Origin of the sequence: Pseudomonas sp. 2024-210, from assembly GCF_045062345.1 — a bacterium.
In the GTDB taxonomy this organism is placed as follows: domain Bacteria; phylum Pseudomonadota; class Gammaproteobacteria; order Pseudomonadales; family Pseudomonadaceae; genus Aquipseudomonas.
The window spans coordinates 50706-64262 of the sequence record NZ_JBJGEJ010000011.1 but is presented as its reverse complement, the minus strand read 5'-3'; the positions used below and the strand labels follow the sequence as shown (position 1 = coordinate 64262).

10 protein-coding genes are annotated in these 13557 nt (G+C 54.4%); 9 read left to right on the top strand and 1 reads right to left on the bottom strand.

The genetic code is table 11. The features are described from left to right. The first annotated feature begins 43 nt into the window (after positions 1 to 43). The 7 genes from grpE (at position 44) to greA (ending at position 10093) form a co-directional block, all read left to right on the top strand. Positions 44 to 610 carry a nucleotide exchange factor GrpE gene (gene grpE, locus ACI7MX_RS15980; RefSeq protein ID WP_405590147.1) on the top strand — a complete coding sequence of 189 codons (567 nt, stop codon included), beginning with the start codon at positions 44 to 46 and terminating at the stop codon, positions 608 to 610. Positions 611 to 710: 100 nt separating this feature from the next. After that, the gene (gene dnaK, locus ACI7MX_RS15975) at positions 711 to 2627 is read left to right on the top strand and encodes a molecular chaperone DnaK (protein ID WP_405590144.1); all 1917 of its coding nucleotides are present in this window, start codon (positions 711 to 713) and stop codon (positions 2625 to 2627) included. A gap of 320 nt (positions 2628 to 2947) precedes the next feature. Continuing rightward, positions 2948 to 4072, top strand: coding sequence for a molecular chaperone DnaJ (dnaJ, locus tag ACI7MX_RS15970; protein ID WP_405590141.1), 1125 nt, complete (start codon positions 2948 to 2950; stop codon positions 4070 to 4072). A gap of 10 nt (positions 4073 to 4082) precedes the next feature. Next, positions 4083 to 4889 carry a 4-hydroxy-tetrahydrodipicolinate reductase gene (gene dapB, locus ACI7MX_RS15965; RefSeq protein WP_405590138.1) on the top strand — a complete coding sequence of 269 codons (807 nt, stop codon included), beginning with the start codon at positions 4083 to 4085 and terminating at the stop codon, positions 4887 to 4889. Positions 4890 to 5149: 260 nt separating this feature from the next. Then, entirely contained in the window at positions 5150 to 6286 is a 1137-nt protein-coding gene (gene carA / locus ACI7MX_RS15960) for a glutamine-hydrolyzing carbamoyl-phosphate synthase small subunit (RefSeq protein WP_405590135.1), read from the top strand. A gap of 112 nt (positions 6287 to 6398) precedes the next feature. Further along, on the top strand, positions 6399 to 9620 hold the full coding sequence (gene carB / locus ACI7MX_RS15955; RefSeq protein ID WP_405590133.1) for a carbamoyl-phosphate synthase large subunit: 3222 nt from the start codon (positions 6399 to 6401) through the stop codon (positions 9618 to 9620). Continuing rightward, a complete protein-coding gene (gene greA / locus ACI7MX_RS15950) occupies positions 9617 to 10093 on the top strand; it encodes a transcription elongation factor GreA (protein WP_122783712.1) in 477 nt (158 codons plus the stop codon). The genes carB and greA overlap by 4 nt, the downstream gene beginning before the upstream one ends. A 296-nt stretch (positions 10094 to 10389) precedes the next feature. Here greA and ACI7MX_RS15945 read toward each other — a convergent pair whose 3' ends face one another. Beyond that, on the bottom strand, positions 10390 to 10698 hold the full coding sequence (locus tag ACI7MX_RS15945) for a YhbY family RNA-binding protein (protein WP_122783711.1): 309 nt from the start codon (positions 10696 to 10698) through the stop codon (positions 10390 to 10392). 107 nt (positions 10699 to 10805) lie between these two features. Here ACI7MX_RS15945 and rlmE point away from each other — a divergent pair, with 107 nt between their 5' ends. Further along, the gene (gene rlmE, locus ACI7MX_RS15940; protein WP_019410404.1) at positions 10806 to 11456 is read left to right on the top strand and encodes a 23S rRNA (uridine(2552)-2'-O)-methyltransferase RlmE; all 651 of its coding nucleotides are present in this window, start codon (positions 10806 to 10808) and stop codon (positions 11454 to 11456) included. 191 nt (positions 11457 to 11647) lie between these two features. Further along, positions 11648 to 13555: an ATP-dependent zinc metalloprotease FtsH gene (ftsH, locus tag ACI7MX_RS15935; protein ID WP_314492958.1), complete on the top strand. Its 1908-nt coding sequence runs from the start codon at positions 11648 to 11650 to the stop codon at positions 13553 to 13555. Positions 13556 to 13557: the final 2 nt, after the last annotated feature.

Sequence of the window (13557 nt, the reverse complement as noted above, 5' to 3'; positions counted from 1 at the left end):
AGCGCGAGTCGAGCTCGCGGACAAAGTTCGAAAGGAGAAATCTATGGCAGACGAACAGACTATGGATACGCAAAACCAAGAAGCAAATCAGGCCGCCGATGCCTCTGGCGAAGATCTGGTCGCGCGTGTTCAGTCGCTTGAAGAGCAACTGGCCGCCGCTCATGACCAGGCTTTGCGTGTTGCTGCTGATCTGCAGAACGTTCGCCGCCGCGCTGAACAGGACGTCGAGAAAGCACACAAATTCGCATTGGAAAAGTTTGCTGGCGATCTGTTGCCGGTGATTGACAGTCTTGAGCGTGGTCTTGAGCTGTCCAGTCCGGATGACGAGAACATTCGTCCAATGCGCGAAGGGATCGAGCTGACACTGAAAATGTTCCAGGACACTCTGAAGCGTTATCAGCTGGAAGCGATCGATCCACACGGCGAGCCTTTTAATGCCGAGCATCATCAGGCAATGGCCATGCAGGAAAGCGCTGACCTGGAGCCGAACAGTGTGCTCAAGGTGTTTCAAAAGGGCTATCAGCTCAATGGCCGCTTGCTGCGCCCGGCTATGGTCGTAGTCAGCAAGGCGCCAGCGCCGGTTTCGCCATCGATTGACGAGCAGGCTTGAAATCGGCCGCAAGGCCCCCATTTAGAAGTCAAGCGTTAAGCAGTGCCGCAGTTGGTCATTACTGCTGCGGCAAAAAAATTCAAATTTAGGGAGAGTAGACATGGGCAAAATTATCGGTATTGACCTCGGGACCACTAACTCGTGTGTTTCGGTTCTGGAAAACGGTAAAGCAAAAGTTATCGAAAACGCAGAAGGCGCGCGTACTACGCCGTCGATCGTTGCGTACGCCAATGATGGTGAAATTCTGGTTGGCCAATCGGCCAAGCGTCAGGCAGTGACCAATCCGCATAACACCCTGTACGCGGTGAAGCGTCTGATCGGTCGTCGTTTTGACGAAGAAGTTGTACAGAAAGACATTCAGATGGTGCCTTACAAAATCGTCAAGGCTGACAATGGCGACGCATGGGTTGAAGTGAACGGCCAGAAAATGGCTCCGCCACAAATCTCGGCTGAAATTCTGAAGAAAATGAAGAAAACCGCCGAAGATTACCTCGGCGAGGCAGTGACTGAAGCGGTCATTACCGTTCCGGCCTACTTCAACGACAGCCAGCGTCAGGCGACTAAAGACGCCGGCCGTATTGCGGGTCTGGACGTAAAACGCATCATCAACGAGCCTACCGCTGCTGCTCTGGCTTACGGTATGGATAAAGCGAAAGGCGACCACACTGTCATCGTTTATGACTTGGGTGGCGGTACTTTCGACGTGTCGGTCATTGAAATTGCCGAAGTGGATGGCGAGCATCAGTTTGAAGTGCTGGCAACTAACGGTGACACGTTCCTGGGTGGTGAAGACTTTGACATTCGTCTGATCGACTACCTGGTTGACGAGTTCAAGAAAGAAAGCGGCATGAACCTTAAAGGTGATCCGCTGGCCATGCAGCGTCTGAAAGAAGCTGCTGAAAAAGCCAAAATCGAACTGTCTTCGAGCCAGTCGACTGACGTGAATCTGCCTTACATCACTGCAGATGCCACCGGTCCTAAGCACTTGAACGTGAAAATTTCGCGCGCCAAGCTGGAATCGCTGGTTGAAGACCTGGTTCAACGCACCATCGAACCTTGCCGTATCGCGTTGAAAGACGCAGGTATCGATGTGTCGAAAATCAACGACGTGATTCTGGTCGGTGGTCAGACTCGTATGCCGCTGGTTCAAAAGCTGGTAACCGAGTTCTTCGGTAAAGAAGCACGTAAAGACGTGAACCCGGACGAAGCTGTTGCAATGGGTGCTGCTATCCAGGGCGCGGTATTGGCCGGTGATGTTAAAGACGTTCTGCTGCTGGACGTGAGCCCGCTGACTCTGGGTATCGAAACCATGGGCGGCGTAATGACTGCTCTGATCGAGAAAAACACCACGATTCCTACCAAGAAATCGCAAGTATTCTCGACCGCTGACGATAACCAGGGCGCTGTGACTATTCACGTGCTGCAAGGTGAGCGTAAGCAAGCGGCTCAAAACAAGTCGTTGGGCAAGTTCGACCTGGCTGACATTCCACCTGCTCCACGTGGCGTGCCTCAGATCGAAGTGACCTTTGACATCGATGCCAACGGTATCTTGAACGTGAGCGCGAAAGACAAGGCGACTGGCAAATCTCAGTCGATCGTGATCAAGGCCAACTCCGGTCTGTCCGAGGAAGAAATTGCTCAGATGGTTCGCGATGCCGAGATCAACGCTGAGGAAGACCGCAAGTTCGAAGAGCTGGCAGCTGCCCGCAACCAAGGTGACGCACTGGTTCACTCGACTCGCAAAATGGTCGCTGATGCCGGTGACAAAGTGACCGAAGAAGAGAAAGCTGCAATCGAAACCGCAGTGGTTGCTCTTGAAGCTGCTGTAAAAGGCGACGACAAAGCCGCTATCGAAGCCAAGGTTGAAGAGCTGTCCAAAGTGTCTGCTCCAGTTGCTCAGAAGATGTACGCCGAGCAAGCGAACCCGGCAGACGCAGCGGCCAAGCCAGCTGATTCGGCTGAAAAAGCAGACGACGTTGTCGATGCTGAGTTCGAAGAAGTAAAAGACAACAAGTAATTAGCTTGTTTGTCGCCCGGTTGACCGCACGCTGGCGGTGACTGGTAGGATGTCGCCGCGCGGGAGCTTGCTCCCGCGTTGGCGTGTCTGGAGTAGAGGAATTTTTACAGCATGCGACAAGGTCGGATGCTGGCGGTTGGGCTCGGAGATTTTTACGTTCCGCCCGCACGAAACCGCTCCTGTCAGCCAATGCATTGGCTGTTAATCAGAAACCAATATCGTTGAAAAAGACGTGAGTCGAGTCTGATGTCTATCGGGTTTGGCGGGTTTGGTGAGGCTCGGGAGGGTTTTGCCGAACGTCCTTGAGAGTGCAAAGAATTATGGCAAAGCGCGATTATTACGAAATATTGGGTGTCGAGCGTACTTCCACTGAGGTGGAGTTAAAGAAGGCATACCGACGTCTGGCAATGAAGCATCACCCGGACCGTAATCCGGATGACAAGGCTTCAGAAGAGCTGTTCAAAGAAGCTAACGAAGCTTACGAAGTCCTGTCGGACTCCAGCAAGCGGGCCGCCTATGATCAATACGGGCATGCCGGTGTCGATCCGCAAATGGGTGGCGGCGGGGCAGGATTTGGCGGGCAAAACTTCTCCGATATTTTTGGCGATGTGTTCAGTGATTTCTTTGGCGGTGGTCGTGGCGGCTCCCGGGGCGGCGCTCAGCGTGGTAGCGATTTGCGCTATACGCTGGAGCTGGATCTGGAAGAGGCTGTACGCGGTACCACGGTCAATATCCGTGTTCCTACGCTGGTTAATTGCAAGCCGTGTGACGGTTCTGGCGCCAAGAAGGGTTCTTCGCCTGTTACCTGTACGACCTGTGGCGGTATTGGCCAGGTACGTATGCAGCAGGGGTTCTTCGCGGTGCAGCAGACCTGTCCGCGCTGCCATGGTCAGGGCAAGATCATTTCCGATCCGTGCGACAGCTGCCGTGGCGAAGGCCGCGTAGAAGAGTACAAAACCCTGTCGGTCAAAGTGCCTGCGGGTGTTGATACAGGCGATCGTATTCGTCTTTCGGGTGAGGGCGAGGCAGGCGTACAGGGTGGGCCTGCGGGCGATCTGTACGTGGTGATCGAGGTGCGCGAGCATGCGATTTTCCAGCGCGACGGCAAGCATCTGTTCTGTGAAGTGCCGATCAATTTTGCTGATGCCGCATTGGGGGCAGAACTTGAAGTGCCGACGCTTGATGGTCGGGTCAAGTTGAAAGTGCCTGAGGGGACGCAAAGCGGTAAGCAATTCCGCATTCGCGGTAAAGGTGTTGCTCCTGTGCGTGGGGGTGGTGCTGGTGATTTGATGTGCCGTGTTGTGGTTGAAACACCGGTGAAGCTGAACCGACGTCAGCGTGAGCTGATGGAAGAGTTCCGCTCTACGCTGGAAGGTGACAGCAGTCACTCGCCTAACGCAACGGGCTGGTTCGAAGGCGTTAAGCGCTTCTTCGGCGACTTATAAGGGGCGAGGCATGCGACGTATAGCTGTAATGGGCGCTGCCGGGCGTATGGGTAAAACCCTGATCGATGCGGTGCAGCAGCGCTCGCCGCTGTGCGGTTTGACCGCTGCGATTGTTCGCCCGGGTAGTTCGTTGATCGGTGCTGATGCCGGTGAATTGGTCTCTCTGGGTCGGCTGGGTGTGCCGTTGTCGGCTGACTTGCAGGCGGTCGTGGATGACTTCGATGTGTTGATCGATTTCACGCTGCCCGAAGTTATGTTGAAAAACCTGGAGATTTGCCGTCATTCAGGCAAGGCGATGGTGATTGGTACTACAGGGCTCAATGCAGCGCAAAAACAATTGTTGGCTGATGCTGGCAAAGACATTCCGATCGTGTTTGCAGCGAACTTCAGTGTTGGCGTCAATTTGTCGCTTAAGTTGCTGGATATGGCGGCACGGGTGATGGGTGAGGATGCGGACATCGAAATCATCGAAGCCCATCACCGTCACAAGATCGACGCGCCTTCGGGTACGGCCCTGCGTATGGGTGAGGTGATTGCCGATGCGTTGGGGCGTGACCTGCAAAAGGTTGCGGTCTATGGTCGGGAAGGGCATACCGGCGCACGTGAGCGCGAGACTATTGGTTTTGCGACTGTACGCGGTGGTGACGTGGTCGGTGATCACACGGTGTTGTTCGCCACTGAAGGTGAGCGCCTTGAGATTACCCACAAAGCGTCCAGCCGCATGACGTTCGCTAAGGGTGCGGTTCGCGCTGCGCTTTGGCTGGAGGGGCGCGAGCCGGGCCTGTATGACATGCAGGATGTGCTCGACCTGCGTTGAAATGCCTCTGTATTATCGGGCTATTGCGCTATCAATAGCCCGGTTTTTACCCGCTAAGCGATGTCCTGTCGCATTCCTCAGCCTTTTCGGCACTTTAGCGGTAGACCAAAAAAGCCTTTTTCTGTAAGCTACAGCTTTAGTGTGTCCACTAAAAGCGCGCAGAATTATTCAGTGAAGAAGCGGGGTGACGTGTCCATACGTCACTCCGCTTTTTTACAACCTGCGATCGCCCTTTCAGGCTTTATTTACGGGAGGTCTTCTTGACTAAGCAAGCCATACTCGCCCTCGCTGATGGCAGCATTTTTCGCGGCGAAGCCATTGGTGCCGACGGTCAAACCGTTGGTGAGGTGGTGTTTAACACCGCAATGACTGGCTACCAGGAGATCCTGACGGATCCTTCCTACGCTCAGCAAATCGTGACCCTGACTTACCCGCATGTCGGCAATACCGGTACTACACCGGAAGACGCCGAGTCTGATCGTGTTTGGTCCGCAGGTTTGGTAATCCGTGATCTGCCACTGGTTGCCAGCAACTGGCGCAACACCCTGTCGCTGTCTGACTACCTGAAAGCCAACAATGTTGTGGCTATCGCCGGTATCGACACACGTCGCCTGACACGCATTCTGCGTGAAAAAGGCGCACAAAACGGCTGCATCATGGCTGGCGACAACATCTCTGACGAAGCTGCCATCGCCGCTGCACGTGGTTTTCCAGGCCTTAAAGGCATGGATTTGGCGAAAGTAGTCACCACCGATAAAGCCTATGAGTGGCGTTCCAGCGTCTGGAACCTGGCGACCGACAGCCATCCGACTATCGAAGCCAGCGAGTTGCCTTATCACGTTGTGGCTTACGATTACGGCGTAAAGTGGAACATCCTGCGCATGCTGGTTGAGCGCGGCTGCCGCGTGACCGTGGTTCCGGCTCAGACGCCTGCCAGTGATGTACTGGCGCTGAGTCCTGATGGTGTGTTCCTGTCCAACGGCCCGGGTGATCCCGAGCCTTGCGATTACGCAATCAAGGCGATTCAGGAAGTGCTGACCACCGAGATTCCAGTGTTTGGTATTTGCTTGGGCCATCAGCTGTTGGCACTGGCTTCGGGCGCCAAGACTGTGAAAATGGGTCATGGCCACCATGGTGCTAACCACCCGGTTCAGGATCTGGACACAGGTGTTGTGATGATCACCAGCCAGAACCACGGTTTTGCTGTGGATGAGGCCACCTTGCCAGCCAATGTGCGTGCGATTCACAAGTCGCTGTTCGACGGCACCCTTCAGGGTATCGAACTGACCGACAAGAGCGCTTTCAGCTTCCAGGGTCACCCTGAAGCCAGCCCGGGCCCGAACGACGTAGCGCCGCTGTTCGATCGTTTCATCAATGAGATGGCCAAGCGCCGCTGATCAATGCTCCGTTGCGCTCCGATGGTGGCCCCGAACTTCGGTGGCCCCTCGGGCGCTTCAGCATCTTGATTGACGGCTTGCCGACTGACCTGCGGATTTGAGTGAAAAACCCATGCCAAAACGTACAGACATTAAAAGCATCCTGATTCTCGGCGCTGGCCCGATCGTTATCGGCCAGGCCTGCGAATTCGACTACTCCGGCGCCCAGGCCTGTAAGGCTCTGCGCGAGGAGGGTTACCGCGTTATTCTGGTTAACTCCAACCCAGCCACGATCATGACCGATCCGGACATGGCCGACGCTACCTATATTGAGCCGATCAAGTGGCAGACTGTTGCCAAGATCATCGAGAAAGAGCGCCCAGACGCACTGTTGCCAACCATGGGTGGCCAGACTGCTCTGAACTGCGCGCTGGATCTAGAGCGTGAAGGCGTTCTGGAGAAGTTCGGTGTAGAGATGATCGGTGCCAATGCCGACACCATCGATAAAGCTGAAGACCGTTCGCGCTTCGACAAGGCCATGAAGTCCATCGGCCTTGATTGTCCGCGTTCGGGTATCGCTCACAGCATGGAAGAGGCCAATGCGGTTCTCGAAAAGCTGGGCTTTCCTTGCATTATTCGTCCGTCCTTCACCATGGGTGGCACCGGTGGCGGTATTGCTTACAACCGTGAAGAGTTTGAAGAGATCTGTTCTCGCGGTCTGGATTTGTCGCCCACTAAAGAGCTGTTGATCGACGAATCGCTGATTGGCTGGAAAGAGTACGAGATGGAGGTTGTCCGCGATAAGAAGGACAACTGCATCATCGTCTGCTCGATTGAAAACTTTGATCCGATGGGTGTGCACACCGGTGACTCGATCACCGTTGCGCCTGCGCAAACCCTGACGGACAAGGAATACCAGATCATGCGTAACGCCTCTTTGGCGGTACTGCGTGAAATTGGCGTTGAAACAGGCGGTTCCAACGTTCAGTTCGGTATTTGCCCGGACACTGGCCGTATGGTCGTGATCGAGATGAACCCGCGTGTATCGCGTTCCTCGGCGCTGGCTTCGAAAGCTACAGGTTTCCCGATTGCACGCATCGCTGCCAAGCTGGCCATCGGTTACACCCTGGATGAGTTGCAAAACGAAATCACCGGCGGTGCGATGCCTGCCTCGTTCGAGCCGTCCATCGACTACGTTGTGACCAAGCTGCCACGTTTTGCTTTCGAGAAGTTCCCGAAAGCTGACGCGCGCCTGACGACTCAGATGAAGTCGGTGGGTGAAGTGATGGCCATCGGCCGCACCTTCCAGGAATCGCTGCAAAAAGCCCTTCGTGGTCTGGAAGTGGGCGTTAGTGGTCTCGATCCAAAGCTCGACCTGAGCAACCCGGAAAGCATGGCCGTGCTCAAGCGCGAGCTGACTGTGCCGGGTGCCGAGCGTATCTGGTACGTGGCTGACGCATTCCGCGCAGGCATGACAGTCGAAGACATCTTCGGCATGAACATGATTGACCCTTGGTTCCTGGTACAGATCGAAGATCTGATCAAGGACGAAGAGAAGATCAAGACAATGGCGCTGTCCTCGATTGATCGCGATGCGATGTATCGCCTTAAGCGCAAAGGTTTCTCGGACGCTCGTCTGGCCGTACTGTTGGGCGTGACCGAGAAAAACCTGCGTCGCCACCGTCACAAGCTGGAAGTGTTCCCGGTTTACAAGCGCGTTGACACTTGCGCAGCCGAGTTCGCGACTGATACGGCTTACATGTACTCCACCTATGAGGAAGAGTGCGAATCCAACCCTTCGGATCGTGACAAGATCATGATTCTGGGCGGTGGCCCTAACCGTATCGGTCAAGGTATCGAGTTCGACTACTGCTGCGTTCACGCTGCTCTGGCGCTGCGTGCCGATGGTTACGAGACCATCATGGTCAACTGCAACCCGGAAACCGTTTCCACCGACTACGACACTTCGGATCGTCTGTACTTTGAATCCGTCACGTTGGAAGACGTGCTGGAAATCGTTCGTGTCGAGAAGCCAAAAGGCGTGATCGTTCAGTACGGCGGCCAAACCCCGCTGAAACTGGCGCGTGCTCTTGAAGAAGCTGGCGTGCCGATCATCGGTACCAGCCCTGATGCCATCGACCGAGCAGAAGACCGTGAGCGTTTCCAGCAAATGGTTGAGCGCCTGAACCTGCGTCAGCCGCCAAACGCGACGGTGCGCAGCGAAGACGAAGCCATCCGCGCAGCCGCCAAAATCGGTTATCCGCTGGTAGTGCGTCCTTCCTACGTGTTGGGCGGTCGTGCGATGGAAATCGTCTACGAAGAAGAAGAGCTCAAGCGCTATCTGCGTGATGCAGTGAAAGTGTCCAACGACAGCCCGGTGCTGCTGGATCACTTCCTGAACTGCGCAATCGAAATGGACGTTGATGCGGTATGCGACGGCACTGATGTAGTCATCGGCGCGATCATGCAGCATATCGAGCAGGCGGGTGTTCACTCCGGCGACTCCGCGTGCTCGTTGCCTCCGTACTCTTTGCCGCTGCACATCCAGAACGAGATGCGCGAACAGGTCAAAAAAATGGCTCTGGAATTGGGCGTTGTCGGCCTGATGAACGTGCAACTTGCTCTGCAAGGCGAAGACATCTACGTGATCGAAGTGAACCCGCGTGCCTCGCGTACCGTTCCTTTCGTATCCAAGTGCATCGGTGTTTCTCTGGCAATGATCGCAGCACGCGTCATGGCTGGTAAAACCCTGAAGGAAATTGGTTTCACCAAAGAAATCATTCCTAACTTCTACAGTGTGAAAGAGGCGGTCTTCCCGTTCGCCAAATTCCCGGGTGTTGACCCGATTCTCGGCCCAGAGATGAAGTCCACCGGTGAAGTAATGGGCGTGGGCGATACCTTTGGTGAGGCATTTGCCAAGGCCCAAATGGGCGCTAGCGAAGTGCTTCCTACGGGCGGAACGGCGTTCATCAGCGTGCGTGACGATGACAAGCCTTTGGTGGCGGGTGTCGCACGTGACCTGATCGATCTGGGCTTTGAAATCGTTTCGACGGTCGGCACTGCCAAGTTTATTGAGGCTGCCGGTCTTAAAGTCCGTCGCGTGAACAAGGTGACCGAAGGTCGCCCACACGTTGTCGACATGATAAAGAATGACGAAGTCAGCCTGATCATCAATACCACTGAAGGTCGTCAGTCGATTGCTGACTCTTACTCCATTCGCCGCAACGCGCTGCAGCACAAGATTTACTGCACAACGACCATTGCTGCTGGCGAAGCGATCTGTGAAGCGCTTAAATTCGGTCCTGAAAAAACCGTACGCAGCTTGCAGGATCTACACGCAGGATTGAAGGCATGATCAAATACCCAATGACAGTCCAGGGCGCCAAAGCCCTGGAAGAAGAGCACGCTCATCTGACCAAGGTTGTTCGACCTAAGCTGAGCCAGGACATCGGTACGGCCCGTGAATTGGGCGACTTGAAAGAAAACGCTGAATACCATGCTGCTCGTGAGCAGCAGGGTATGGTTGAGGCGCGTATTCGTGATATCGAGGGCCGCATGCAAAACGCGGTCATCATTGATGTCACGACTATTCCTCATACTGGCAAAGTGATTTTCGGTACTACGGTAGAAATTGCTAACGTTGAAACTGACGAAAGCGTGACGTACCAGATCGTGGGTGAGGATGAGGCCGACTTCAAACTTGGCAAAATCTCCGTGGGTTCGCCTCTTGCGCGCGCCTTGATTGCCAAGGAAGAAGGCGATGTAGTCGCGGTGAAAACACCCAGTGGTGTTATTGAGTACGAGATTGTCGAAGTGCGTCACATCTGAGTAAAGGCGCCCGCTTCGTGCGGGCGCACTGCTTTGGCGGCTGGCCTTATTGTCTCGGGTTGGCGGTCTTAATACGCTTCACACAGAATTGTTGGGCGCTGCTGGTCAAAACAGGCTGGCAGTGATGCTGGGCGAAATGTCAGGTCGTGTGTCTGAGTGTGTCGTGCAGCGAGTCGAGAGGAGGGTGTAGCGCAGGATGCTATGGCTGCCAGGTGCGTTGCGCGGGCAGAGATAATGCTAGGCCTGAAGGCAAGAGTGTCAGGGTGCGCGATGCGCACCCTTGACCCTTGTCGGCATCACTTGAAACGATGGACGTTCGACAGTTGCTTGTTCACATTGACGTTTTTGCGGTACAGAAGCGCCATTTTACCGATAACCTGTACCAAGTCCGCTTTGCCAGCCTTGCAGAGTTCTGCAATGGCCGCCAAACGGGCTTCGCGATCCAGGATGTTGACTTTGATTTTAATCAACTCGTGATCGCCCAATGCGCGTTCGAGTTCGGCTAAAACACCTTCAGTCAAACCATTGTCAGCCACAGTCAAAACTGGTTTCAGATGGTGGCCAATGGACTTGTACTGTTTCTTCAGCTCTTGAGTGAGCGGCATAATCTGACCCCTGTGTCTGATCTTGTAAAAAGCGGCGGCCAGTTTACCCGAGCGAGTCACAGACCGCCCGGTTAATCACGACCCGTTTAAATTTTTTGAGGTGGCCCGTGGCCCGTTCCAAGACTAGCCTTAACTGGCTGAAAGAGCATTTCAACGACCCGTACGTCAAAATGGCGCAAAAAGACGGGTACCGTTCGCGTGCGAGCTATAAATTGCTGGAGATTCAGGAGCGTGATCGACTGATCCGTCCAGGCATGACTGTGATCGACTTGGGTGCAGCCCCGGGTGGGTGGTCTCAGGTGACCAGTCGTCTGATCGGTGGTCAGGGCCGTCTGATCGCATCCGATATTCTGGATATGGACAGCATTCCTGATGTCACCTTCATCAAAGGTGACTTTACTGAGGATGCGGTGCTGGCACAAATCCTGGAAGCGGTCGGAAATACGCAAGTTGACCTTGTGATTTCCGATATGGCCCCCAATATGAGTGGATTGGCAGCTGTAGATATGCCGCGGGCAATGTTCCTTTGTGAGTTGGCATTGGATCTTGCCGGGCGAGTTCTGCGTCCAGGTGGTGATTTTTTGATCAAAGTCTTCCAGGGTGAGGGCTTCGACCAATACCACAAAGACATCCGCAAACTTTTTGATAAAGTGCAGATGCGCAAGCCAACCTCGTCACGTGACCGGTCCCGCGAGCAGTATTTGCTCGGTCGTGGCTTCCGTGGAATCGAGGGTTCTGCCAGTGATGAGCGTCTCTAACAGGGGCGATAGGTTTTTTTGTATCGCTTTACAGCGCTGTCATAACGAATATTGTGTAGTCAAAGTTTCACAAAGGGTTACAGACGGAGCCTGCAAGGGTTGTAGGCAATGTAGTAAGTTATGCCGGTGAATATCATGCGAAGCACGCTTCAGTAGCGGGGCTTGCTTCAGAGGGTAGCTAATTGAACGATATGGCAAAGAATCTGATCCTGTGGTTGATCATCGCAGCTGTCTTGGTGACAGTGATGAACAACTTCTCCAGTCCAAACGAGCCACAAACCCTCAACTATTCCGACTTCATCCAGCAAGTTAAGGATGGCAAGGTCGAGCGCGTTGCCGTGGATGGCTACGTGATTACCGGCAAACGAAGCGATGGCGATACCTTCAAAACCATTCGTCCGGCTATTCAGGACAACGGTTTGATCGGTGACTTGGTTGATAACCATGTAACCGTTGAGGGCAAATTGCCTGAGCAGCAAAGTATCTGGACTCAACTGTTGGTTGCGAGCTTCCCGATACTGGTGATCATCGCGGTCTTCATGTTCTTTATGCGTCAAATGCAGGGCGGTGCCGGTGGTAAAGGCGGCCCGATGAGTTTTGGCAAGAGCAAGGCACGTCTGTTATCTGAAGACCAGGTTAAAACGACCCTGGCTGACGTTGCAGGCTGTGATGAAGCCAAGGAAGAAGTCGGCGAGTTGGTCGAGTTCTTGCGTGACCCTGGCAAGTTCCAGCGTCTGGGTGGCCGTATTCCTCGTGGTGTGCTGATGGTTGGCCCGCCTGGCACGGGTAAAACTTTGATTGCTAAAGCGATTGCGGGTGAAGCCAAGGTTCCTTTCTTCACGATTTCGGGCTCCGATTTCGTTGAGATGTTCGTGGGCGTTGGTGCAAGCCGTGTTCGTGACATGTTTGAGCAAGCCAAGAAACATGCGCCTTGCATCATCTTTATCGATGAAATCGATGCTGTCGGCCGTCACCGTGGTAACGGTATGGGCGGTGGTCATGATGAGCGCGAGCAAACGCTGAACCAGTTACTGGTTGAGATGGACGGCTTCGAGATGAATGACGGCATCATTGTGATTGCCGCGACTAACCGTCCTGACGTGCTTGACCCTGCGCTGTTGCGTCCAGGTCGATTTGACCGTCAGGTGGTGGTTGGCTTGCCGGACATTCGTGGTCGTGAGCAGATTCTCAAAGTCCACATGCGCAAAGTGCCGATGGGCGATGACGTCCAGCCGGCGGTTATCGCACGTGGTACACCGGGTTTCTCGGGTGCAGATCTGGCCAACCTGGTGAACGAAGCATCCTTGTTCGCAGCGCGTACCGGTAAGCGTGTTGTGGAAATGAAAGAGTTTGAGCTGGCTAAAGACAAAATCATGATGGGCGCTGAGCGCAAATCGATGGTGATGTCTGATAAAGAAAAACGTAATACGGCTTACCACGAAGCAGGTCACGCTATTGTTGGGCGCGTTGTGCCTGAGCATGACCCGGTTTATAAGGTCTCGATCATTCCTCGTGGCCGCGCGCTGGGCGTTACCATGTTCCTGCCCGAAGAGGATCGTTACAGCCTGTCCAAGCGTGCGTTGATCAGCCAAATCTGCTCGCTTTACGGCGGTCGCATTGCTGAAGAGATGACCTTGGGCTTTGATGGTGTGACGACGGGTGCGTCAAACGACATTATGCGCGCCAGTCAGATTGCCCGGAACATGGTTACCAAATGGGGCCTATCCGAGAAGCTGGGGCCGCTGATGTATGCCGAAGACGAAGAGTCTTATCTGGGGCGTGGCGGTGGTCAGAGTGCGAATGTTTCAGGTGAAACAGCCAAGCTGATTGACTCTGAAGTACGTAGCATCATTGATCACTGTTACAACACGGCCAAGCAGATCCTGACCGAGAACCGTGACAAGCTGGACGCTATGGCGGATGCCTTGATGAAGTACGAGACGATCGATGCTGATCAGATCGACGACATCATGTCAGGTCGACCACCGCGTGAGCCGCGAGATTGGGAAGACGGTGGTTCGGGCACTCCGACCACGCCGAACCTCGACAAGACTGAACGTCCTGAAACACCTATCGGTGGCCCGGCTGCTGATCAATAAGG

What these genes read in the sequence shown, in the direction of transcription:
- grpE (WP_405590147.1), top strand. Translation starts at nt 44, where the DNA reads ATGGCAGACGAACAGACTATGGATACGCAAAACCAAGAAGCAAATCAG.
- dnaK (WP_405590144.1), top strand. Translation starts at nt 711, where the DNA reads ATGGGCAAAATTATCGGTATTGACCTCGGGACCACTAACTCGTGTGTT.
- dnaJ (WP_405590141.1), top strand. Translation starts at nt 2,948, where the DNA reads ATGGCAAAGCGCGATTATTACGAAATATTGGGTGTCGAGCGTACTTCC.
- dapB (WP_405590138.1), top strand. Translation starts at nt 4,083, where the DNA reads ATGCGACGTATAGCTGTAATGGGCGCTGCCGGGCGTATGGGTAAAACC.
- carB (WP_405590133.1), top strand. Translation starts at nt 6,399, where the DNA reads ATGCCAAAACGTACAGACATTAAAAGCATCCTGATTCTCGGCGCTGGC.
- greA (WP_122783712.1), top strand. Translation starts at nt 9,617, where the DNA reads ATGATCAAATACCCAATGACAGTCCAGGGCGCCAAAGCCCTGGAAGAA.
- ACI7MX_RS15945 (WP_122783711.1), bottom strand. Translation starts at nt 10,698, where the DNA reads ATGCCGCTCACTCAAGAGCTGAAGAAACAGTACAAGTCCATTGGCCAC.
- ftsH (WP_314492958.1), top strand. Translation starts at nt 11,648, where the DNA reads ATGGCAAAGAATCTGATCCTGTGGTTGATCATCGCAGCTGTCTTGGTG.